20 protein-coding genes are annotated in these 20,887 nt (G+C 63.3%); 14 read left to right on the top strand and 6 right to left on the bottom strand.

Going from position 1 to position 20,887, the window contains the following annotated elements; all coding sequences use genetic code 11:
- Positions 1-4 precede the first annotated feature (4 nt).
- The 4 genes from nagZ to RB2654_RS05175 form a co-directional block, all read right to left on the bottom strand.
- A complete protein-coding gene (nagZ, locus tag RB2654_RS05160) occupies positions 5-1,009 on the bottom strand; it encodes a beta-N-acetylhexosaminidase (protein ID WP_008329242.1) in 1,005 nt (334 codons plus the stop codon).
- A 4-nt stretch (positions 1,010-1,013) separates the two neighbouring features.
- Positions 1,014-2,579, bottom strand: a complete 1,566-nt coding sequence (locus tag RB2654_RS23180; RefSeq protein ID WP_050771935.1) for an SPOR domain-containing protein — start codon at positions 2,577-2,579, stop codon at positions 1,014-1,016.
- Between the two features lie 133 nt (positions 2,580-2,712).
- Entirely contained in the window at positions 2,713-4,431 is a 1,719-nt protein-coding gene (argS, locus tag RB2654_RS05170) for an arginine--tRNA ligase (protein ID WP_008329244.1), read from the bottom strand.
- 306 nt (positions 4,432-4,737) lie between these two features.
- Positions 4,738-5,907, bottom strand: a complete 1,170-nt coding sequence (locus tag RB2654_RS05175; protein ID WP_008329246.1) for a deoxyguanosinetriphosphate triphosphohydrolase — start codon at positions 5,905-5,907, stop codon at positions 4,738-4,740.
- Positions 5,908-5,995: 88 nt separating this feature from the next.
- On the opposite strand from RB2654_RS05175, the gene RB2654_RS05180 reads away from it, so the two are divergent.
- The 6 genes from RB2654_RS05180 to RB2654_RS05205 all read left to right on the top strand — a co-directional run bounded on the left by RB2654_RS05180 (position 5,996) and on the right by RB2654_RS05205 (position 12,053).
- A complete protein-coding gene (locus RB2654_RS05180; RefSeq protein WP_008329247.1) occupies positions 5,996-6,325 on the top strand; it encodes a HesB/IscA family protein in 330 nt (109 codons plus the stop codon).
- Between the two features lie 136 nt (positions 6,326-6,461).
- The gene (locus tag RB2654_RS05185; protein ID WP_008329248.1) at positions 6,462-8,483 is read left to right on the top strand and encodes an ASKHA domain-containing protein; all 2,022 of its coding nucleotides are present in this window, start codon (positions 6,462-6,464) and stop codon (positions 8,481-8,483) included.
- Between the two features lie 60 nt (positions 8,484-8,543).
- Complete coding sequence (locus tag RB2654_RS05190) at positions 8,544-9,020, top strand: pentapeptide repeat-containing protein (RefSeq protein ID WP_008329249.1); 477 nt, start codon at positions 8,544-8,546, stop codon at positions 9,018-9,020.
- A gap of 227 nt (positions 9,021-9,247) precedes the next feature.
- Positions 9,248-10,330 carry a tyrosine-type recombinase/integrase gene (locus RB2654_RS05195; RefSeq protein ID WP_008329250.1) on the top strand — a complete coding sequence of 361 codons (1,083 nt, stop codon included), beginning with the start codon at positions 9,248-9,250 and terminating at the stop codon, positions 10,328-10,330.
- Between the two features lie 254 nt (positions 10,331-10,584).
- Positions 10,585-10,785, top strand: a complete 201-nt coding sequence (locus RB2654_RS05200) for a helix-turn-helix transcriptional regulator (protein WP_008329252.1) — start codon at positions 10,585-10,587, stop codon at positions 10,783-10,785.
- Positions 10,785-12,053, top strand: a complete 1,269-nt coding sequence (locus tag RB2654_RS05205; protein ID WP_008329254.1) for a hypothetical protein — start codon at positions 10,785-10,787, stop codon at positions 12,051-12,053. Before RB2654_RS05200 ends, RB2654_RS05205 begins: the two co-directional genes overlap by 1 nt.
- Here RB2654_RS05205 and RB2654_RS23325 read toward each other — a convergent pair.
- Positions 12,007-12,186 carry a hypothetical protein gene (locus RB2654_RS23325; RefSeq protein ID WP_148912591.1) on the bottom strand — a complete coding sequence of 60 codons (180 nt, stop codon included), beginning with the start codon at positions 12,184-12,186 and terminating at the stop codon, positions 12,007-12,009. The two genes, RB2654_RS05205 and RB2654_RS23325, sit on opposite strands and share 47 nt — an antisense overlap.
- 1,098 nt (positions 12,187-13,284) lie before the next feature.
- Between RB2654_RS23325 and RB2654_RS05210 the strand changes: the two genes are divergently transcribed.
- The 8 genes from RB2654_RS05210 (at position 13,285) to RB2654_RS23330 (ending at position 18,763) form a co-directional block, all read left to right on the top strand.
- The gene (locus RB2654_RS05210; RefSeq protein WP_008329256.1) at positions 13,285-13,551 is read left to right on the top strand and encodes a hypothetical protein; all 267 of its coding nucleotides are present in this window, start codon (positions 13,285-13,287) and stop codon (positions 13,549-13,551) included.
- A 3-nt stretch (positions 13,552-13,554) separates the two neighbouring features.
- On the top strand, positions 13,555-14,916 hold the full coding sequence (locus tag RB2654_RS05215; RefSeq protein WP_008329257.1) for a DUF4055 domain-containing protein: 1,362 nt from the start codon (positions 13,555-13,557) through the stop codon (positions 14,914-14,916).
- Positions 14,917-14,919: 3 nt separating this feature from the next.
- On the top strand, positions 14,920-15,630 hold the full coding sequence (locus RB2654_RS05220; RefSeq protein WP_008329260.1) for a hypothetical protein: 711 nt from the start codon (positions 14,920-14,922) through the stop codon (positions 15,628-15,630).
- 121 nt (positions 15,631-15,751) lie between these two features.
- The gene (locus tag RB2654_RS05225) at positions 15,752-16,138 is read left to right on the top strand and encodes a hypothetical protein (protein ID WP_008329261.1); all 387 of its coding nucleotides are present in this window, start codon (positions 15,752-15,754) and stop codon (positions 16,136-16,138) included.
- Positions 16,131-16,739: a hypothetical protein gene (locus RB2654_RS05230; protein WP_008329263.1), complete on the top strand. Its 609-nt coding sequence runs from the start codon at positions 16,131-16,133 to the stop codon at positions 16,737-16,739. Before RB2654_RS05225 ends, RB2654_RS05230 begins: the two co-directional genes overlap by 8 nt.
- Positions 16,732-17,514 (top strand): hypothetical protein, encoded by a 783-nt coding sequence (locus tag RB2654_RS05235; RefSeq protein WP_008329264.1) that lies wholly within the window; start codon positions 16,732-16,734, stop codon positions 17,512-17,514. Before RB2654_RS05230 ends, RB2654_RS05235 begins: the two co-directional genes overlap by 8 nt.
- Positions 17,504-18,229: a hypothetical protein gene (locus RB2654_RS05240; protein ID WP_008329265.1), complete on the top strand. Its 726-nt coding sequence runs from the start codon at positions 17,504-17,506 to the stop codon at positions 18,227-18,229. The genes RB2654_RS05235 and RB2654_RS05240 overlap by 11 nt, the downstream gene beginning before the upstream one ends.
- 387 nt (positions 18,230-18,616) lie before the next feature.
- Positions 18,617-18,763 (top strand): hypothetical protein, encoded by a 147-nt coding sequence (locus RB2654_RS23330; RefSeq protein WP_008329268.1) that lies wholly within the window; start codon positions 18,617-18,619, stop codon positions 18,761-18,763.
- Positions 18,764-19,135: 372 nt separating this feature from the next.
- On the opposite strand, the gene RB2654_RS05245 is transcribed toward RB2654_RS23330, so the two are convergent.
- Positions 19,136-20,824 carry an RNA polymerase sigma factor gene (locus tag RB2654_RS05245; RefSeq protein ID WP_008329270.1) on the bottom strand — a complete coding sequence of 563 codons (1,689 nt, stop codon included), beginning with the start codon at positions 20,822-20,824 and terminating at the stop codon, positions 19,136-19,138.
- Positions 20,825-20,887 lie beyond the last annotated feature (63 nt).

The following is a 20,887-nucleotide window of genomic DNA, read 5'->3' on the forward strand; positions in this document are numbered from 1 at the left end:
GGGGTTACCCGGCCCGGTGCGTCATCAGGCTATGAAACTCAGCGTCCAGCGCCGCAATGTCAATATCGTCGGGGGCCTTGCGCCATGTCAGCGCGGCCTCGGCGCGCACGGCGGCCTGCCCGGCCAGTCGCCCGGTGGCGGCCACCACGGCCTGCATCTCGTCCCGCTCGCCGTTGCAGTGCAGGATCAGGTCGCACCCGGCCTGAAGCGCGTCATGGCACCGATCTTCGAAGCTGCCCGCGAGCGCCTTCATCGAAATGTCGTCGGACATGAGCAGCCCGCCGAACTTGATCCGGTCGCGGATGATCGAAATCATCTTGTGTGAGGTGGTCGCGGGCGCGTCGGGGTCGATATCGGCATAGACCACATGCGCCGTCATCGCGATGGGCAGACCCGCCACGGACTGAAACGCGAGGAAATCCGACACGTTCAGCGCCTTTTCCTTGGTCTTCACGACCGGCAGTTCCAGATGGCTGTCCGCCGTCGCGCGGCCATGACCCGGAATGTGCTTGATGACCGGCAGAACGCCGCCGTCCACCAACCCCGTGGCCGCGGCCCCCGCGATGTCGGCGACCCGCACCACGTCATCGCCGTAGCAACGGTTCGCGAGGATCTCATGCGTGTCGGGGCGCACGAGGTCCAGCACCGGGGCGCAGTTTCCGTCGATCCCGACGGCGCGCAGTTCGTGCGCGATGATCCGGTAGCGCAGATACATCGCCTCGGCGGCCTTGCGCTTGGTCAGCTTCACCTGTTCCAGCGGTGGCAGCCAGTCGCGCCAGTGGGGCGGTCGCATCCGGGCGACGCGGCCCCCTTCCTGATCAACGAAGATCGGAGCGTCGCGGCCCACGGCTTCGCGCAGTTCGGTGGTCAGCCACGCGACCTGCTCCGGGTCTTCGATATTGCGCGCGAACAGGATGAAACCCCACGGATCCGCATCGCGAAAGAAGTCGCGCTCCCAACGAGTTAGACGCGGGCCCTCACACCCGAGGATGTAGGCACCCGCCCCCATTGGATCAGCGCGTCACGACGGGAATGCAGGAGGCTTTGGCGGCCGTCAGGGCCGAGCACAGGCGCCGCGCTTCCGACAGGTCGTCGAAGCCCATGGCGCGCAGGCGGTAGAACGTCTTGCCGCCCGATTGGGCCTGTTCGATCACGCGCGACTTGCCTTCGAGGTATTCCGCGAAGCGCCCGTTCAGCGTGTCCCACTCCGCGCGCGCCACGTCCTCGGTGTCGAAGGCGCCAAGCTGGACGAGCCGCGTGCCCGCCGGAATGTCGGACGGCGCGACCTCCCGCGTGGCCTCGCGCGTGGCGGCCAGAAGCGCATCCGACGACGGGCTCGCAGCGGCACGGGTGACAAGGTCCGTGGGGCGCGCACGCGGGCGCGGCGAGGCGGCGACGCCCGGCACGCTCGGCTGCACGATGTCGCCCGACCGCGCGGCGGCGAGCGCCCGCTCCTCGGCCTCGGGCGTCATGGAAAGGTCGGCCTCATCGCCCGACAAGGGCGCGGACCCGGCCGCGATCTGCTCGGCCATCGCACGTGCGGCGGCTTCCGCATCATCGGCGGACACCGCAGCATCCAGCGGTTCGGTCCCCAGCTTGGGCTGGCTGTCGCCGGCTTCGGCGGTCGGCGTCACCTCGATGGTCGACGAGGACACGGCAGGGGCATCGTTCTCTTCGAGCCGTTCGGCAGGCGGCGCGAGGACAAGCTGACGCGCAGGCCCTTCCGCCGCGCCTTCCGCGGTGACGTTGTTCACGGCCAGACCCTGATGTTCGGCATCTTCGCCGCCGGGATTGTCGGGCTGGATACGCATCGGCCCCTCGAGCGCGGCGATCACCGGCACTTCGGTCACGTCGCGCATGGCAAGCTGGTAACCCCAGACGGCAAGACCGCCCACCAGCGCGATCGACAGGATCGCGCCGACGCCGTTCATGAACCCCGCCACGCGCCCGCGATCGGCCACGCCTTCGTCGGGCGCGGCGTAATAGGCGGCCTCGTGATACTGCGGCGCGGGATCGTAATGCGGCTGACCATAGGCCTCATGCGAGGCGGCATAGCCGTGCTGCGGCTGGGCCTGCGCCTGCTGATAGGGATTGGCGTATTGCTCGGGGGCCGCCCGATACGGTTGAGCGTGCGGCTGGGGCGCGGGCTGCGCCGGGGCCTGCCGACGCACCTGCGGCTGCGCCTGCATCTGACGCGGCTGAGGTTGCGGCTGGCGTGCTTGCGGCTGCGGCTGGCGTGGCTGCGGTTGCGCCTGCATCTGCGGTTGCGGCGCGCGGCCCTGCGCCGCCTGCTGAGGCTGGCGCGCGGGCTGCGTCGGCTGTGCGGGCCGCTGCATGGCCGGCTGAGGCGACCGCTGCGGCTGGGGCTGCGCCACCCGCTGTTGGGTCTGCTGAGGCATCGGCGCCGATTGCGGCGCCGCCGGTCGCTGCGCCTGAAGCCGTGGCTCCTGCCGCGTCACGGGCGGCTGGCCGTGCCATGCCGGATCCTGCGCATGCGGGTGATGAGAGTGGCCCTGTTGGCCCTGCTGCGGATAGCCGGATTGTCCCGCGCGGGGACCGCCCCAATTCGCGTTCGTCATTGCCTGCCTCACTCCGGGAGCGCCGATCTTTCCGACCGATCACCCCTCGTCTCGTGCCTCGCCCGCCCCTTGTTTTTCTGGGTTTTTCACCCGGGATCTGGGCTTTTCCTGACTGCTCGGCGGCGCTTGTTCGTCAGCGCATTTCTTCGAGCGGCGTCACGCCAAGAATACCAAGACCCGCTGAAATCACAACGGAAACGGCTTTCGGCAGGGCAATTTTCGCCGCTGTTGCTTGGGAGTCACTCTCGGCAAGGAAACGCAGTTCGGGGTGATCATTCCCCTTGTTCCAGAGCGCGTGAAATTCACTGGCCAGTTCATACAGGTAGAACGCGATCCGGTGCGGCTCATGCGTGCGCGCGGCGATCTCGACCAGACGCGGCCACTCGGCCAATTTCTGCGCCACCTTGATCTCGGCCTCGTCGGTCAGCGACGGCTTGCCCGGCTCGACCCCCATGTCGGCGGCCTTGCGCAACACTGAATGGACCCGCGCATTGGCGTATTGCACGTAGAACACCGGGTTGTCCTTGGACTGCTCCAGCGCCTTGTCGAAATCGAAATCGAGCGGCGCGTCGTTCTTGCGGGTCAGCATGATGAACCGGGTCACATCGGGCCCGACCTCGTCCACAACGTCGCGGAGCGTCACGAAAGTCCCGGCCCGCTTGGACATCTTGAACGGCTCGCCGTTCTTGTAGAGCTTCACGAGCTGCGTGAGCTTGATGTCGAGCGGCACCTTGTTGTCCGACAGCGCCGCGACTGCGGCCTTCATCCGCTTGACGTAACCGCCGTGATCGGCCCCGAACACGTCGATCAGCTGATCGAAGCCGCGCGTCACCTTGTCGTAATGATAGGCGATGTCGGGCGCGAAATAGGTCCAGGCCCCGTCCGATTTCATGATCGGGCGGTCCACATCGTCGCCGTAGTCGGTCGACTTGAACAGGGTCTGCTCGCGCGGTTCCCAATCCTCGGACAGTTTGCCCTTCGGCGGCTCCAACGTGCCTTTGTAGATCAGGCCCTTGCCCCTGAGATCCTCGATCGCGGCCTCGATCCGGCCCGTGCCGTAAAGGCTCTTTTCCGAAAAGAACACGTCCATCTCGACGCCGAGCGCCTTCAGGTCCGCACGGATCAGGTCGAGCATCGCATCGGTCGCGAAATCGCGCACGTCTTCCAGCCAGAACTGCTCGCCCTTGCCGACGAAGGCGTCGCCCACCTTGGCCTTCAGCGCCTCGCCCACCTCGATCAGGTAGTCGCCGGGATAGGTGCCGTCCTCGAACGCGACCTCCTGCCCGTGGGCTTCCAGATAGCGCAGGTAAACCGACCGCGCGAGCACATCGACCTGCGCGCCGCCGTCGTTGATGTAGTATTCGCGGGTGACGTCATGGCCCGCATAGGCCAGAAGGCTCGCCAGCGCGTCGCCGAACACCGCACCGCGCGTGTGACCGACGTGAAGCGGCCCGGTCGGGTTGGCGGACACGTATTCGACGTTGACCTTCTGCCCCTGCCCCATGTCGGACGTGCCGTAATCGGGATCGGCCAGAACGCCCTCGACCAATGCGGCCCAGACGCCCGGTTCGAGCCGCAGGTTCAGAAACCCCGGCCCCGCGACCTCGGCGGAGGCGATCCGGTCGTCGGCGGCCAGTTTGGCGGACAGGGCGTCGGCAATGTCGCGCGGCTTGGCGCCTGCTGGCTTAGCCAGCACCATCGCCGCATTGGTCGCCATATCCCCATGCGCCGCATCGCGCGGCGGCTCGACCGCGACGTTCGCGAAATCGAGCCCGGCGGGCAGCGCCCCCTCGGCCACGAGCGCATCGAGCGAGGCAATCACGAGAGACCGGATATCGGCGAAAAGGTTCATGTCACACCTGTCTGAGAAACCCCGCGCGGTCTACCACGCCCCGCGCAGAGGTCAACGCCCGCGAGTCGTCTGCGGGTCAAGGATGCCGCAGGCACGGCGGCCTTGCCGCCGCTTGTCCTTGACGCGCAGGCGACTCGCATCACCCTTGATCTGGCGCCTTGAGGGGCGGATCGCCCCCTCAAGCGCCTCCCCAGCAAACGAAGCGACCTCGGCCAAAGGGTCAGCCCAATGGCAAGAGCGCCCACCGCGCCTGTCCGCCCGAAGGCGGAGAGGCGCAAACTCTGCGCGGGCGTCAGCCCGCACCGCTTACTTGGACAAAAGCCGGGATCGGGTGTCGGTGCCGCCGATGAAGCGCGAGTGGGTCTCGATCGCGAAGCGGTCGGTCATCCCGGCGATGTAATCCGCAACGATCCGCGCCAGCGCCCGCTCGTCCGCGGCCTCCGCCACGTCCTCGCGCCATTCCGAGGGCAGGTAATCGGGGTGTTCCATGAACAGCGGGAACAACTCGTCGATGATCGTCGTCACCTCTTCACGCATCTTTACCACTGAGGGCGCGCGATAGACCTTGCGGAACAAGAACCCGCGCAATTGCTTGAGTTCCTCCCAGATTTCATCCGAGAACCGAATGATCTGACGCCCGGCCATGCGCACGTCGGTCGCGGTCTTGGGGTCCACTTCGGCAATCGCGGCGCGCGAGGCCGCCAGAACGTCTTCGACCATCACGCCGAACACCCGGCGCAGCGCCTCGTGCCGACGGCGCTTCATGTCGAGGTTTGGATAAGCCTGATCGACCGCCGCATAGGACCGCCGGATCATCGGCACCACGAGGATTTCCTCCTCGTCGATCAGTTTGGCGCGGATCGCATCGTGCAGGTCGTGGTTGTTATAGGCGATGTCGTCGGCCAGTGCCGCGATCTGTGCCTCGGCGCTCGCGTGCGTATGCAGTTCAAGGTCCTGCACCGCATTGTATTCGGCCAGCGCGACAGGCAACTCGCCCGTCACCGGACCGTTGTGTTTCGCAATGCCTTCAAGGGTTTCCCAGGTGAGGTTCAACCCGTCGAACTCGGCATAATGCCGTTCGAGCGAGGTGACGATCCGCAAAGCCTGTGCGTTGTGGTCGAAGCCGCCATAGGGCTGCATCAGCGCGTCCAGCGCATCCTCGCCCGTATGACCGAACGGCGTATGTCCAAGGTCATGGGCCAGCGCCACGGCTTCCGTCAATTGCCCGGACATGCCCAGAGTGCCCGCAATCGTGCGCGCGACCTGCGCCACCTCGATGGAATGGGTCAGCCGCGTGCGGTAATAGTCGCCCTCGTGCTCCAGAAACACCTGCGTCTTGTGCTTGAGCCGCCGGAACGCCGACGAATGGATGATCCGGTCGCGGTCGCGCTGGAAACACGAGCGAAACTGGCTTTCTTCTTCGGGGTATAGCCTGCCCCGGCTTTGCGCCGGATCACACGCGAATGTGGCCTTCATGGTGCCGCCGCGCCTTTCTCGTCTCTTGTTGCCCTGTCCCAAGGCTCATATATTCCAACTGCTACGGACTTGAAACATCGGGTGAAACATGGACCTCAACCTGCCCCCCAAAGTGACCGACCGCGCCTTCGCCCGGCTGGGCGAAATCGGTGCGGGCAAGGACGGCAAGGCGCTGCGCGTGGCCGTCGAAGGCGGTGGCTGCTCGGGCTTTCAATACGACATCGCGCTGGACGCGCCCGATGACGGCGACCTCGTGCTCGAAGGCGCGGGCGAGAAGGTCGTGATCGACGAAGTGTCCCTGCCGTTCCTGACCGGGGCCACCATCGACTTCACCGAAGAGCTGATCGGCGCGCGCTTCGTGATCGACAATCCGAACGCGTCAAGCTCCTGCGGCTGCGGCACCTCGTTCTCGATGTAGCCGTTTTGCGCCGCGAGGCGTCGCAATCGGGGACTCTGCCCCGTCGCCATTGTCTCTCGGACCAATGGCGTGACAATTGCGACCCCCGAGGTATTTTCAGACCGAAGAAGAAGACCTCGGGAGCGAGACAGGCGCCATGTCGGACCAAGACCCCCTCATCATTTTCACCCCGTCGGGCAAGCGCGGACGGGTGCCGGAAGGCACGCCCGTGCTGGACGCCGCGCGCCGGTTGGGGGTCGACCTCGATTCGGTCTGCGGCGGGCGCGGCAAGTGCTCCAAATGTCAGGTGGCGCCGGGCTATGGCGAGTTCGCCAAGCACGGGGTGACGGTTGCCCGCGACGCGCTGTCGGCATGGAACGAGGTCGAAGCGCGCTATGATCGTATCCGGGGCCTGAAGGATGGGCGTCGGCTGGGCTGTCAGGCGCGCGTCATGAAGGACGTCGTGATCGACGTGCCGCCGGAAAGCCAGGTTCACAAGCAGGTGGTGCGCAAGCGGGCGGAGTTGCGCGACATCGTGCTTTCGTCCCCCCTGAGCCTTGCCTATGTCGAAGTGGCCGCGCCGGACATGCATCATCCGTCGAGCGATCTCGACCGGCTGCTGGATGCACTCAAGGCGCAGGTGGGGCTGGAGCGGCTCGGGATCGACCGTCACCTCCTCCCCGTCCTGCAACCCACGTTGCGCAAGGGCAAGTGGGCGGTGACGGCGGCGATCCACGTCGACGGCGACCCGCGTGTCGTCGCGCTCTGGCCGGATTTCTTCGAGGGGCCGCTGCATGGCGTGGCCGTCGATCTTGGCTCGACCACCATCGCGGGGCATCTGGTGAACCTCGTCACCGGCGAGGTTCTGGCTTCGTCCGGCCTGATGAACCCGCAGATCCGGTTCGGCGAAGACCTGATGAGCCGAGTATCCTATTCGATGATGAACCCCGGCGGCGCGGCCGAAATGACGCGCGTGGTGCGCGAGGGCGTGGACCGTCTGATCGGCGAGCTGGTGGCCGAGGCCGGGATCGGCGCCGAGACGCTGCTCGACGCGAGTTTCGTGATGAACCCGGTGATGCATCACCTGTTTCTGGGTCTCGACCCATATGAGCTGGGACAGGCGCCTTTCGCGCTTGCCGTGGGAACGGCCCAGCGGATGATGGCCAGCGATCTGGGCCTGACCATCGCCCCCGGCACGCGCGCCTATGTCCTGCCGCTGATCGCAGGCCATGTGGGGGCCGATGCGGCGGCCGTCGCCCTGTCGGAAGCGCCGCATCGCTCGGACGACCTCGTGCTGGTCGTGGACGTGGGGACCAACGCGGAGATTCTGCTCGGGGATAAGACTGGCGTGCTCGCCTGTTCCTCGCCCACAGGCCCCGCTTTCGAGGGCGCACAGATCAGCGCAGGACAGCGGGCAGCCCCCGGTGCGATCGAGCGGGTCGAGATCGACCCCGTGACCAGGGAGCCGCGCTTCAAGGTCATCGGCTGCGACCTGTGGTCGACCGAGGACGGGTTCCGGACCGCCGTCGCGGCGAGCGGGATCACCGGCATCTGCGGATCGGGTATCATCGAAGTGGTGGCCGAGATGCGCATGGCGGGCATCGTGGACCCCGGCGGGCTGATCGGCGCGCCCGAGGCCACGGGCACGGCGCGCTGCATCCCCGAAGGGCGGACCTATTCCTACCTGTTGTGGGAGGATGGCGACCGCCGGATCACCGTGACCAATGGCGACATCCGCGCGATCCAGATGGCCAAGGCCGCGCTTTATGCAGGTGCGCGTCTGCTCATGGACAAGCGCGGCGTGGACCGCGTGGACCGGGTGGTGCTGGCGGGCGCGTTCGGGGCGCATATCTCACCCAAACACGCGATGGTTCTGGGCATGATCCCGGACTGTCCGCTGGACAGGGTGACGAGCGCGGGCAACGCGGCGGGCACCGGGGCGCGGATCGCGCTTCTGAACCGTGAGGCGCGGGGCGAGGTCGAGGCGCTCGTGCGCCGGATCGAAAAGATCGAAACCGCCGTCGAACCGCGATTTCAGGAGCATTTCGTCGCGGCCACCGCCATGCCGAACGCCGCCGACCCTTTCCCGATCCTGCGCTCGGTCGTCGATCTGCCGGAGGTCGATTTCAACACCGGCGGCAGCGGCGACGGCGGGCGGCGGCGCAGGCGGCGGGGTTGAGGGTTGCCGGAAAGGCGAAATCCCGAAAGACTGGCCCTGCCGCCGCCGAAAGGACCCCTGATGCTCCGCGCCATGCTCGCCCTTGCCCTGTTCACCCAAGCCGCCACCGCCGAGGATTTTTCCAGCGCCATGCTCAAGGGCGCGGACCTGTCCGGGCAGGACCTTGCCGGCAGCGACTTTTCCGGGGCTTTTCTGGGCGAGGCGAACCTGACCGGCACGACGGTGGACGGCGCGACATTCGACGGTGCGCTGCTGACCGACGCGACGATGACGGGCTGTTCGGCCAAGGGCGCGATCTTCACCGGCGCGGTGCTGAAGGACGCCGATCTTTCGGGCTGCGCTCTTGCGGGCGCGGATTTCACGGGTGCCCTTCTCGAAGGCGCGTCGCTTGCCGGTGCCGACCTGACGGGCGCCAGTCTCAGAAGCACCCTCATGGCAGGTGCGGACCTGACCGGGGCGACGGTGACGGAGGTGGATTTCACCGAAGCCCGTCTTTGCGACGCGCTTATGCCCGATGGAACGCGCGGGGCCTGCTAGACGCAGAGCCCCTTGACGGACCCCGCACTCAATCGTATCTCAGCCGTCACGCGGGTGTAGCTCAATGGTAGAGCAGGAGCTTCCCAAGCTTACGTTTCGAGTTTGCGGATCTTGTCGCACCTTGCAAGACGCTTGATTTACAACGAAAAACCGTCTCATGTCGTTTCAGTGAACTGGCGCGAGTTGCATTTGCGCGCCTACAATTTCACTGCAAAAGGACGTGTGAGATGGCTGCGACGAAGAAGAAACTGACCCAAACGGTCGCCGACAAGGCGGGCCCGAACGAGAAGATTTGGGATACCGAGATCAAGGGCTTCTACCTGGTCACGGGAAAGACCAAGAAGACCCTCTACTACCAGAAAGACGTGAACCGAAAGACGGTGCGCCACAAGCTCGGGTCCCTGCCCGAGATCACGGTCGCCGCTGCTCGCGTTGAGGCCGAACAGTTGCGCGCGGAACATGCAACGGGTGCGGTCGCGCAGCGGCTGGCTGCGTCACGCATACCGACGCTGCGTGACGCGACTGACACCTATCTTGCCCGCCCCAAGCTGCGTTCCGAGCACAATAAGAACCAGGTCCGCGCCCAGATGGAGAACAAGCTGACCGACTGGCTCGACCTTCGCCTGGACGAGATCACGAAGGCCGACTGCGTTGCGATGCACGCGCGCCTCGGGGCCGATGGTGAACGCGCAGCGAACCACGTCCTCAAGTCCTTCCGGTCGATCTACAACCATGCCCGCCGCGTGCATGACCTGCCTGAATGCCCGACAATGGCGATTGAATGGTTCCCGGAGCCCGCATCAGGCAAGATCATCGACGACCTCGACGCTTGGAAAGAGGCGGTCGATGGGCTCGAGAACGACGTGCACCGCGCCTTCTATCGCTTTCTTCTCCTGACAGGTCTTCGACTAAGCGAAGCCCTGTCCTTGAGATGGGACCAGGTTCATGCCGACCACCTGCATCTGCCCTTGACCAAGAACGGTCGCCCGTTCGACCTGCCGTTGCTCGCGGAGCACCACGGCATCTTGCAGCCCATGCAGGCCTACCGTTCCGACTATGTGTTCCCAGGCACGCGTCACGCACTGCACCTCAAGTCGCCCGAGCGCATCGCGTGGTCAGCCCACGCACACCGCCGCACTTTCGCGACGGTCGCGGCGGAGTCTGGGCTCTGGGAAGAGACCATCGGACGCCTTCTGAACCACACGCCGCAGAGCGTCACGGGCGCGCACTATGTGAAGGTTGGGCATGAGCAGTTGCGGGCCCCGATGGAGCAGGTCGTGTCCGCGTTTAAACGCAAGGGACTGATATAACTCGCTTATAACCCGCTTTCCCACTTGAAGGTCGATGCAAGTCGCACTAACTTTGCCGATACGAAACGCCGACGACCCACCTAAAGAGATCAACGTGTGAGGGTCTGAAAGCTCCGGTGGCCCGAGAGGGTCAGGACCTGCGACGTGCAATGACGCACGGGGCAAACGGGATAGGCTCCGACGCTGTGAGCCGTTGACACCGTTACCGCAGGCCGCGCGGCAGCAGGCACCAACCCGAAAGGGATGTGTGACCTATGACTGCCCAAGACAAATTCCTCGATACGGCCCAAGCCGCCCACTACCTCGGATACTCGATGTCAACGCTCGAGACCTGGCGTTGCGAGAGCATGGGGCCGAAGTACTACAAGCTGCACCGCCGCGTTCGATACAAGCAGAGCGACCTCGATGCCTGGCTTGAGGCGCAGGTCGTAACGCCGAAGCGCGAGGTGGTGTGATGGAAAAAGCAGTATTCGCGCACGCAGACGCCGTGCGACGTTTCACACTCGGCCAGAACAAGCGCGTGGAGCTCTGGATCGCCAACAACTGGGAACGCCTCGGGCTACAAGGCCCCATGCACCCGACGACGATCTCCCACGCGTTGAACGGTCGCCCAGTGTCCGCCGACTTCGTTCGCGCCCTCAATGACCTCTATAGCGAGATGCGCGACGATCCCTGGACCTGGTGCGAACCACCCAATCGCCTCGAGCTCCTGGACCAGTATGCCCCGCTGATGTGGTGGTACGAAACGCTGGGCCTGCACGAGATCCCAGAGTCGATGTGGCGCCGCCTCAAGACCCACCCGCTCGATCCTGATCGCCAGCAGCTGGTCAAGCGCCTATACGACGACTGGTACCGCCGCCTGCGCGCGGCCTGCGACCAGTTCAAGGCTGACCGCGAGCTTGTCCGCGCACTCGAAGCCGACGACGATCCTGAGTACCAGGTGTTCCGCAAGGTCGATGGCGAGTGGTGGGTCGGGTATGATGCGCAAGCCGAGGAAACGCGTCGCGGTCGCGTCGGCAATCCAGGTCTGCACGGTCGCTCGCTCAAGGACGTGGGCATGGCGATGGCGCTCGACGAGGAAAGCATGCCTTTGCCCGACATCGAACGCGCCTGCCTGACCTACTCGCGTCCCGTGCCCCTGCATGTAGAGACCTGGGAATCCGAACCCGTCGAGCCGTTCATGGGCGACGCGTTTGAGGGGTTCGAGTTCAAGCGACACGCGCTCCCACAGCTCGAGTATGGTGACCCATATCACGGGCAGGACGCCGTCGAGACAAAGTGGCGCGTCCGCTTCTACTGGACTGGTGACCGCTACGAGGCTGAAGACGTCGAGCCGTTCGCCCAGGTGCGCATGGGGCCGAAGGATCAGTGGGTCGAGGCGTCGCCTTCCGACCGAGTCCTACTTATGACGGGGATGCGCCGCAAGTTCGAGACAGTCGAGGAGCTCGACGCGCGCAAAGATGCGTGGGTCGAGGAAACGTGGGCGGGGCTGAAAGAAACGTGGGCCGAGAACATCCGATCCACGCCCTGGGGTTCGCCGTGGAATCAGGAAGACTATCCGGACGGTGTGCCGCGTCAGGCGGCGGTGGCGTTGTTCGAGGAGCGTGTGCTCGGGTCTGTTGATCAGGTGGCCGCGACGTCCGAACTGCGCGAGGTCGAACGTCGCCGCCGTAAGTTCATGCGCAGCCTTCGACGAGCGCCGAAGGGAACAGTTCACGCATAATCGGGATGCGCTTCTCGTCGTCGAAACGGTCTCGCAGCCAGTTGTCGCAGGCTGCGGGATCGTTCAGTGCGTTTGCACGGGCGAGACGGGTCAGGAGGCGTGCGGGCACGCGGGTCGGGAAGTCCAGGGGCATGGGTCGGGTCTCCATGTGTTGCAGTTGGTGGGATCATTGTATCGCGGCTGGGTCTAGGTGGACGACCGAGATCGCAGGAGTATCCTGAGAAACCACGCGGTGGGACTGTGTTCGCGTGAGAAACGTCCGAGGGTCGTCTGCAACAATGATCGCAACATGGTGCCATGTTTCGTGCATCGGTCATTTATTGACGGTGGCAGATACCCGTGCGGTCCTGCGGTGATGTAGTTTCTGCGGTGATGGTGTTAGGGGCAGGATTGCAGGGTGGCAGGGTTGCTACTACAGCCGTCCGTCCAGGACGCTGCTGAACGAAACAGTGAACGCATAGTGCTGAGATGTTGCGGCGATTGTTGCTGCTCAGGGCTCTGTTTCTCTTACGCGAACAATGGCAGCAGGCTCCATCCTGGTCATTGCCGACGCACAGTCGGGGCGGTCCATCCTCGGTATATCAACATTGCTGACGTAGTTTGATTCTGATCGAACGCAGCCGCCTACAAATTCACTGCACTTTCACGCTAACGTCCTGTTATTGAAGCCATGTGCTACGTTGTCTGAGCTTACGTTATACGTTCCGAGGCAGGTAGGCACATCATCTTGACCATCCTGCGCGCATCCGCGCAATCGACCCCCTCCTCTGGAGCCAGAGCCCTGGGACCGGGGTCGCGCAGATTTTTGCCAGAGATACAGACACCCCGTCCTGCATCAGAGCGCCCAGCAGCTCGCACGAGCTCCGCGCCCCTAAGGCCATCGCCCCACAACGATGCCCGCTGACCCCAACCCCACGTCTCTGCCTCGCTCTCTCGGCACCTAATTCTCCCGGTCGACACCCCCGCCCTGGCCATCTTACGTTCACGCCCGAGTGGTCGCGCGCCCGCAGTCATAGGTGACCACCTCGCGCCGCCCTGCGATCCATACACGCAGCATCCTGGATCGTAGGGCGGCACACCCCTCCCACCAGACATTGCAAGACACACCGGTGTTCCCGCCGACCCCTCCCCACTTACGCTGATCCCTGCGCGTCATGCTGGCTCAACGGCGGGCGGCTCGCACGCGCCCCAGTCCTTTCAGGGCCGCCCGCCAACAGCTTGGAGAACACCAATGCAAGTCACTCTCGAGGCCACCACAGACGCCTCCTGCACCCTGAAACAGACGACCCCGTCCCAGTCGGTTTCGTTCACCCTGCCCGTCGCGAAAGACGTCCTCCTGGACGGCCTCGTCGGCTTCCTGGCCCAGCCCGAGGTCACGGAATCCCAGATCGACGACATCATGGTCACCCAGAACCGCGACGGCATCTTCCTGCACGCGGGCGGTGGCAAATTCCATCTGTCCTGGCCGTTCGCAATCGCACTCGCCATCGAGGCGTAACCTATGAGCAATCGACGCACGCGCTGGGATCGACTCCAGCACCAATATCGAACGATCCGCGACTGCCTGGAGGGCAGCGACGCCGTGAAGGATCAGGGCCAGCTCTACGTCCCGAAGCCATCCGCGATGCAATCCCAGGACTATCAGGCATACCTCCAGCGCGGTCACTTCACGGGCGCACCCCAGATGACCCTGCGCGCTCTGACGGGGCTAGCACTGCGCAAGGACCCTGTGATCAAGCTCCCGTCACGGCTCGAGCCCTGGCGCCTGGCTGCGGGACACGACAACGCGCCGCTGTCGATCCTAATCGAAAAGATCACACGCGAAGTTCTGTGCATGGGCCGTCACGGTATCCTGCTCGACTTCCCCATCGACGGCACGACCTCCCTAACCCTGCCCCACATCACGACGTTCCGCGCGGAAGACATCGAGGATTTCTCGACCGCCTACGTCAACGGCAAGAAGGTCCTGACCAAGGTCATCCTGGGTGCGGACGAGGATTACGACGGGCGAGACGTGAAGTATGAGCTGACCCTGGAGACTGGCGTCTATCAGTTCCAGCGCTTCTATCGCGACGAGGACAAGACGCGCGTCGACTTCGGGGAGACTGTCATCCCGATGGTCAACGGTCGCAGCCTCGACTACATCCCGTTCTGGATGGTCAGCCATGAGGGCCTGCAACCGGACGACGTGACCCCGCCATTCTACGCTCTGTGTCAGGCCGCACTCGCCCACCTAGCAACCTCCTGCGACAAGCGACACGCCCTGCACCAGACAGCAGCGCCAACGCCCTACATCATTGGCAGCATCGCCTCGGACAAGGTGCCGACCGCCATCGGCGCGGGTGCCCTGTGGAGCCTGCCTGAGGGCGCGGAATGTGGGCTCTTGGAATTCACGGGCGCGGGCATCGCTGCGATGAAGGAGGAGATGAAAGAGCTCGAGAACGAGATGGTGTCGGCGGGCGCGCGTATGCTGTCGACCACCATCAACCGCAACGAGACGCACGAGACCGCGTCCCAGCGCACCCGCTCGGAGCTGTCCCTGCTCCACGGCGCTGTCGTCAACGTCGAGGCGGCGCTGAACCAGATCGTCCGCACGGCAGCGGAATGGGTCGGTGCGAACCAGGACGAGGCCCAGATCAGCCTGTCCCGCGACTTCATCGAGGCCTCGATGGACCCGCGCATGATCGAGGCGCAGATGAAGCTCTACCTGGGCGGCATGATCTCCCGTGCGACGCTGCACGAAAACCTGCAACGCGGCGAAGTCATGCGCGCAGATGTCACATGGGAGGACGAAAAGGACCGCATCGAGGAGGATGGTGGCGATGTGTCGTCCATCATCCCGCGCCCGCAACCCGAGGAGTGACACATGCTGGCAGACCCGAATGTCCAGCCGCGTCCTTTCCTGCCCGAGCAAGAGCTCGCCTTCGCCGTGATCATGCAGGCGATTGAGGACCTGGAATCGAGCGACGAGCAGCTGCGCTTCGAGGCACACGAATTCTTTCTGCAACCGAAGGGACCGTCCGCCGACATGCGGGCGTTCTTCTTCGACGCTGTGGGGCTCGATCACGAGGCCGTCTACCAGGCCCTGACCGAGAAGCTCGAGCCACCCGAGCGCCCCATGCGGAAATGGACGTTCGACGAGATCGGCGACCACATGCCGCGCGACCGCGCGTTCCGTGCAGGCGACATCTGCGATCTGACGGGGCTGCGGCATGACCAGGTGCACTCGCGATTGCAGCACCTGAAACGTCTCGGGCGCGTCGTCCAGCTCGACCGCGGCGTCTACTGCCACCCTGACTACGAGGAAAAGTGGCGCGCAGAGAACGTCCGACTGATCGAGGCCCCGGCCCATACGGCGTTTTCTGGCTTCGACGACAACAAGAACGAGCGCCTCGGATCGACACAGCGGGCGATCTTGGCCGCGATGCAGGATGGGCGCGAGACGATCCGCGAGATCGGATGGGACGTGCAACTCGACTTCAACGCCCTGAAATGCGCGCTCGACCGCCTGGTCGAGAGTGGGATCGTCGTGAAGGACGGGCCTAAGTACCGCATCGTGCAAGATGCTGCCGCATAGGCTGGTCGCGCGCTCCCGCACGTCCCCGCATATTCGACGCGTAGGGCTGGGAGCCGTGCATCCTCACACGTTCAGGAAGCGGGCTCCACCAGGGGCCCGTTTCTTTTTGTGGGAGATGCACATGTCAGACGACGACAAGAACTCGGAGATGATGGACAAGTTCATCGCCTCCGCAACGCCCAAGCTGCTCGAGGCGATGCAGGAGCAGATCGGCAAGATGGTCGAGGACCAGATCGGTGGGCTGAAAGAGGCCAGCCAGAAGATGCTCGACGAGATCAAAGACCACAAGCGCGAACGCGACGAGGCCGCGGCGGCGCAGAAGGCCGGCTTCGACCAACTCAAAACCCTGCTCGAGCGCGGCGACGAGCCGCGAGCCGTCCACGATGCCTTGAACCCGGAGCCCGTCGTCCTGACGCGCGAACAGGCCCGCGATCCGGCCCTGTATCGTCGCGCCAAGGCAGCGGCAGAGCAGCAAGGCGTTGCGCTGAAGATCGCAGCCGATGGCTGACGAGCGCCTGACGGATAAGGTCAAGCGACTTCTCCCCAAGGACCCGAGCAAGAGCCGGAAGAACACCATCCGCCTGCGCCCGGACGTCGGGGAGATCGTCTGCGACGTGGTACTCGGTCGCCGCACGGTGGCCGAGGTGTCACGCCGCACGGGCATCCACCGCGACACGGTCGACCGTTTCTTCGCCAAATTCGTCACCGACGACATCAAGAAGGCAATCCTGGCCGACCAGTCGACCCACGACGAACTCGACCGAAAGATCAACTCGGGGCAGGACACTGTCGAGAAAGGCCTGAACTCGATCATCACGGAGCAGAAAGAGCTCTACAGGCTCCTGCGCGACAAGGTCGGTGATGGGCGCGACATCGAGGACGTGCTGCCGGGACTAAGCCAACTTCTGCGTGACCAGGGCCAGAGCTACGAGCGGCTCCTGAAGTCGTACTCGCTCCTTAAGGAGAAGACCACGATCACGCTTTCCATCAATGAGAGCCCCGACTGGCAGCAGCTCCAGGACGTGCTATACCAGGTGTTCGAACAGTACCCGGACGCGTTCGACATGTTCCGACAGCTCGTCCGCGAGCGGAGGCTCCGCATTGAATGAGGCGCTGTCGCTATACCTCCGCACGCTTGAGGAGCGGCTTGACCCGACTGCTCTGTTCGAGCGCGTCGTGGGCGGGCCACCAGACAACTGGCAGCGCCGGTTCCTGACCACCGCGTCGCCTTTCGTCATGGCGCTGTGCTCGCGACGGATCGGCAAGTCCCAGACGACAGCAATCCTTGCCGCTCAAACCATCGGCGCACCAGGCCGCACGGTGCTGGTCCTCAGCCCCACACTCGGCCAGTCCCAGCTCCTGTTCAAACGCATCCTTGAGGCGTGGGCCGCGATGTCCCTGCCCATCGAGAAAACACGCCTGACGCAGACCACTATGGAACTTGCGAACGGCTCGGTGGTCGCCTGTGTGCCAGCTGGTCAGGACGGCTCGTCCGCTCGCGGATATGGCGTGAAGGACGGAGGCCTGCTGATCTACGAAGAAGGTGCCTTCTTGGCGGACGCCGTTTACGACGCGACGATCCCCATCCGCGAAGACGGCGGCCGCATTCTGCTGATCACGACGCCTGGGAACGTCGGCGGGTTCGCCCACACGGCCTGGACCGAGAACGACGAGATCGAGAAAATCACCGCCCGGTCGACCGAGATCGAGCGCATGGCAGAAAAGGTGGCGTTTGACCGCCGCTACATGCCGCCCCGCCAATTCGCTACGGAACACGAACTGCGCTGGTCGTCAGGTGGCGATCCGCTTTTCGCATCGGAGACCATCGAGAACGCCTTCGTGGACATTCCCGAACTGAAACTGGGAGAACTGTATGCAGCCTGAACTCGTGCAACAGGGCGAGGACCTGATCCTGCCCTCATCCGACCCCGCCGTCACGATTGCAAAAGGATACCGCCGCTACCTCGTCGGGTTCGACATCGCGCAGTCGGCCACCACAGTCGACGCGAACGCCTTTGCCATCATCCAGGATGAACGCATCCCGCACTGGACAGAATATGCCCAAGAGCTCGGGCCGCGTCGCCGCACGGTCGTTCGCGCAGAACGCGTGCCTGCGATGTCCTACACGGAGCTTGGCGTCGTCGTTCGCAACCTGATGCGCCAGGAGCCGCTGGCGACTGCGGGCTACCTCGTGGTGGACAGCTCAGGTGTCGGTCGCGCATTCTCAGACCTCCTGCTTGCGCGCTCTGTCCAGCACACGCGGATGCAGATCACGTCCGGTGAGGGTGAGTCCGAGGCGAAAGAACGCGGCGTCACGTTCAACAATGTCTCTAAATCGCTGCTGCTGAACTCGATGAACTCGGCCTTGCACGTCGGGGACCTGAAGATCGGGAACTTTCCGCTGCGGAACGAGCTGCAACGCGAACTGGAATCCTTCTCAGTCAAGCACTCGGACACCGGGCGCTCGACATTCTCGGGCGGGACGAAAGCGGGGCACGCAGATATCGCGATGTCGGTCGCGATGGCGCTCTGGTTGTCGGATCACCGCACGGTCGGCGCGCACGTCGGGGAGACCCGCCTCAAAGGTTACTGGGACTGATGTGGGAGGCCGTGATCGTCGGGGACAGCGTTGTCGTGATGGCCTACGCTCTCTGGGAAATCCTGCGCTAGACCCACGTCTCTCGTCGAGCTCTTCGACACCGCGCCCATGTCGGCCCAGGCGCTTACAGGAGCGACGCAGCCTCTCGGGCAGCTCTGCGGTTACTGGTGTGTCTCGGGCATCATGGTGGGGCGCAGCCTCTGCCCCGAAGCGCTCGCGCGTTTTTCGTGGGTGGTGCAGCCCATCAGCACTTAGGCAGGACGTTTACACGCGCCTCTGCAAGTCGCGGGGACAACTGGCAAGCCAATGGGACACGCAGAAAATGCGCGACGCCGTGGCATGTGGCTTTCTGGGTGTGGGAATTGCAAACAGAGGAGCACCCACAACATGACCAACGACTTCCGCGACCTGCTCATCATCCTGAGCGAACATGCCGAGGAGGCTACCATCCACAACGAGGGATGGGACTACCATCTCGAGTGGCGCGACGGCGACTGCATCGTCACGCAGACGAAGCAGTACTGCATCGACTGACACCATCGAAGCGGCCTCGGGATCTTCTCCACACTATGTGTGCCGAGGCCGCGAAGCTCTCGCCCGTGGAACGGCGGGGCCGCTGCCGCAGACAGCGACTTGGCCCGGGCGTTTGTGCGTCCGGGTCTTTTTCTTTTGCACCAGCCGAAACGCAACGGACGACGCGTCTAAGCGCCGCCCGCTTGCGTTTTCTGGGCGACGTTACTCAGCCGCTATTGCCAACTTCTCGCGGCTCTGAAGCGCAGCAACGGCAGCGGGCGCGGTTTAACCGCGCAGACGGTCACGCCGAGGATGTGAACTTGCCCGCAGATTACAACTCATCTACATTTATTTTTGCCTACATCGCAAGATTTCCGAAATCGAAATGCAGGCCTAATTATCTTCAGTCTCAATGTCGGATTCCTCGTCAAATTCATCTTCCTTCACAGAAAATGTAAATTCCTCCGGCTCATCGCCGACAAGGCGGATGTAAACATCCCCATTGGAAATATCGAAGTCAAATTGAAGAAAATCTTTCTTGTCGACACCTAACGCAGCGAAGGCTTCACGGAAGCCCGACATAAACCCATTCTCAATCTTTGCCGCGCCAAGCTTTAACCCGTCAACGGTCTTAACATTCCACTCGCCGGACGTAAGGTTTAGGACAAATGTTGGCACCGTCCGCGTGCCGGCCTTGGCAGTAGGTCTGTCCGCTTGAAAATGCCACCAAAGTGTCCCGGCCTTTGACCACCCAGTAGTGTCCTCAAACCGACTTTCCTTAATATCATCTTTGAGCTGACTAATGGCGCCAGGCTCCACGTCTTGACCCACCAGCGCGAACACACCGGTTGCAAGCTTGGTTACAAGAGGAGAGTAGCTCAAATAGACATAGAAGCTATGGATATTCATTCCAAGTCCATCAATGCAGAAATCTTCCAGCTGCTCTCTGGTTGCCGGGCTGCCGAGCGCTTCAAATGCGTAGACAAGGCCTTGATCATTTATTCCGAGATCAGGCTGCCCAATGTTTTCTCCTGCGACAGCAACTCTATTGTCCATTTTAGCAATGCCATAAAATTCGAGCAGTCTGCCAAGCGCATCCGGCGGCGGGACAAAATTCACTCGAATATGGCGCCGCAATGCCGCACGTAGTTCATTTATTTCGACAGATGGCGCCACGGAAAAGACCTTCTCCGCAATATTCGCCAATCGATTTCGGGTCGATCTTTGGGAAAGCAGCCATGTCGAGCCTGCATCAAGCCACTCAACCTCGGGGAACATTTCTAACAGATCACGCACCCGATCTGCATCATCAAGTTCCAGGCCGACAATTAGTGCGAGGCGCTGAATATTGGTACAACCATTGGCTGAGGTCTCCTTCCGAAGAGCCGAAAGAAGCCGCTTTGGAAACGATACTTCGTCTGCAGTGCCATACAATTCAACCTGACCGATACGAATCTTCGTAATGGAGTTCTTCTCCCCCAGAACGTCCAAAGCTGCCAGCACCCCTTCTACATGAAAGTCGATTTCAGAGATACCCGCGTTCCTCGCGGCCACAAAGAAGTCTTTGTTAGTAAACAGTGGGCCTAATTCAGACGTAATGATCTTGGCCGCCTTGTCCAGGCAGCACAAAGGACGCCACAGCTCACGTAGTTTCTTTTCTGTGCGGGCGGCAATTTGCCGAACGCGCTCACGCGTCAAGCCATACGGCTGTCCGGAATACTCGAGTGTCTTTGGCCCATCTTCATTGAAACCGTAGAAGACGCTCAGCATTTCCGCGTTTCGTTCATCTTCGACTTCAAGAAGTAACGCAAACAGTTCGCTTTCCAGAGTATCATGGGCATGCCATTCGGTCGGAATTAGTTCGAATACCCGCTTTTGCACATTGCGCCCCAAAGCCTTTCGAGCTTCGAAGGCGAGCTCTTCATCCCAGCCGCAAAGTTCCATACCTAGCGACAATCCAAGGGCTTCAAGAGTCGCCCTTGCCTCGCGATAGGACTTTTTCCCTAGACCCTGCTTGCGAAGAATATCACCGGCTGTCAGTTGAACGAAGGAACCGACCAGCACGATACCCTCTTTTGCCATGGCGGTCCTAAGGCGATTGGGCATGCCAACCTCGCCGAGTGTTGCCAGTATAGCTTCGTTTCC

Source organism: Maritimibacter alkaliphilus HTCC2654 (assembly GCF_000152805.1).
Classification (GTDB): Bacteria; Pseudomonadota; Alphaproteobacteria; order Rhodobacterales; family Rhodobacteraceae; genus Maritimibacter; species Maritimibacter alkaliphilus.

Excerpts from the sequence above, each read along its gene's own strand:
- RB2654_RS05220 (WP_008329260.1), top strand. The coding sequence starts at position 14,920 with ATGCTGGCAGACCCGAATGTCCAGCCGCGTCCTTTCCTGCCCGAGCAA.
- RB2654_RS05200 (WP_008329252.1), top strand. The coding sequence starts at position 10,585 with ATGACTGCCCAAGACAAATTCCTCGATACGGCCCAAGCCGCCCACTAC.
- RB2654_RS23330 (WP_008329268.1), top strand. The coding sequence starts at position 18,617 with ATGACCAACGACTTCCGCGACCTGCTCATCATCCTGAGCGAACATGCC.
- RB2654_RS05190 (WP_008329249.1), top strand. The coding sequence starts at position 8,544 with ATGCTCCGCGCCATGCTCGCCCTTGCCCTGTTCACCCAAGCCGCCACC.
- RB2654_RS05185 (WP_008329248.1), top strand. The coding sequence starts at position 6,462 with ATGTCGGACCAAGACCCCCTCATCATTTTCACCCCGTCGGGCAAGCGC.
- RB2654_RS05215 (WP_008329257.1), top strand. The coding sequence starts at position 13,555 with ATGAGCAATCGACGCACGCGCTGGGATCGACTCCAGCACCAATATCGA.
- argS (WP_008329244.1), bottom strand. The coding sequence starts at position 4,431 with ATGAACCTTTTCGCCGATATCCGGTCTCTCGTGATTGCCTCGCTCGAT.
- nagZ (WP_008329242.1), bottom strand. The coding sequence starts at position 1,009 with ATGGGGGCGGGTGCCTACATCCTCGGGTGTGAGGGCCCGCGTCTAACT.
- RB2654_RS23180 (WP_050771935.1), bottom strand. The coding sequence starts at position 2,579 with ATGACGAACGCGAATTGGGGCGGTCCCCGCGCGGGACAATCCGGCTAT.
- RB2654_RS05210 (WP_008329256.1), top strand. The coding sequence starts at position 13,285 with ATGCAAGTCACTCTCGAGGCCACCACAGACGCCTCCTGCACCCTGAAA.
- RB2654_RS05245 (WP_008329270.1), bottom strand. The coding sequence starts at position 20,824 with ATGGCAAAAGAGGGTATCGTGCTGGTCGGTTCCTTCGTTCAACTGACA.
- RB2654_RS05240 (WP_008329265.1), top strand. The coding sequence starts at position 17,504 with ATGCAGCCTGAACTCGTGCAACAGGGCGAGGACCTGATCCTGCCCTCA.
- RB2654_RS05225 (WP_008329261.1), top strand. The coding sequence starts at position 15,752 with ATGTCAGACGACGACAAGAACTCGGAGATGATGGACAAGTTCATCGCC.
- RB2654_RS05195 (WP_008329250.1), top strand. The coding sequence starts at position 9,248 with ATGGCTGCGACGAAGAAGAAACTGACCCAAACGGTCGCCGACAAGGCG.
- RB2654_RS05230 (WP_008329263.1), top strand. The coding sequence starts at position 16,131 with ATGGCTGACGAGCGCCTGACGGATAAGGTCAAGCGACTTCTCCCCAAG.
- RB2654_RS23325 (WP_148912591.1), bottom strand. The coding sequence starts at position 12,186 with ATGCCCCTGGACTTCCCGACCCGCGTGCCCGCACGCCTCCTGACCCGT.
- RB2654_RS05180 (WP_008329247.1), top strand. The coding sequence starts at position 5,996 with ATGGACCTCAACCTGCCCCCCAAAGTGACCGACCGCGCCTTCGCCCGG.
- RB2654_RS05205 (WP_008329254.1), top strand. The coding sequence starts at position 10,785 with ATGGAAAAAGCAGTATTCGCGCACGCAGACGCCGTGCGACGTTTCACA.
- RB2654_RS05175 (WP_008329246.1), bottom strand. The coding sequence starts at position 5,907 with ATGAAGGCCACATTCGCGTGTGATCCGGCGCAAAGCCGGGGCAGGCTA.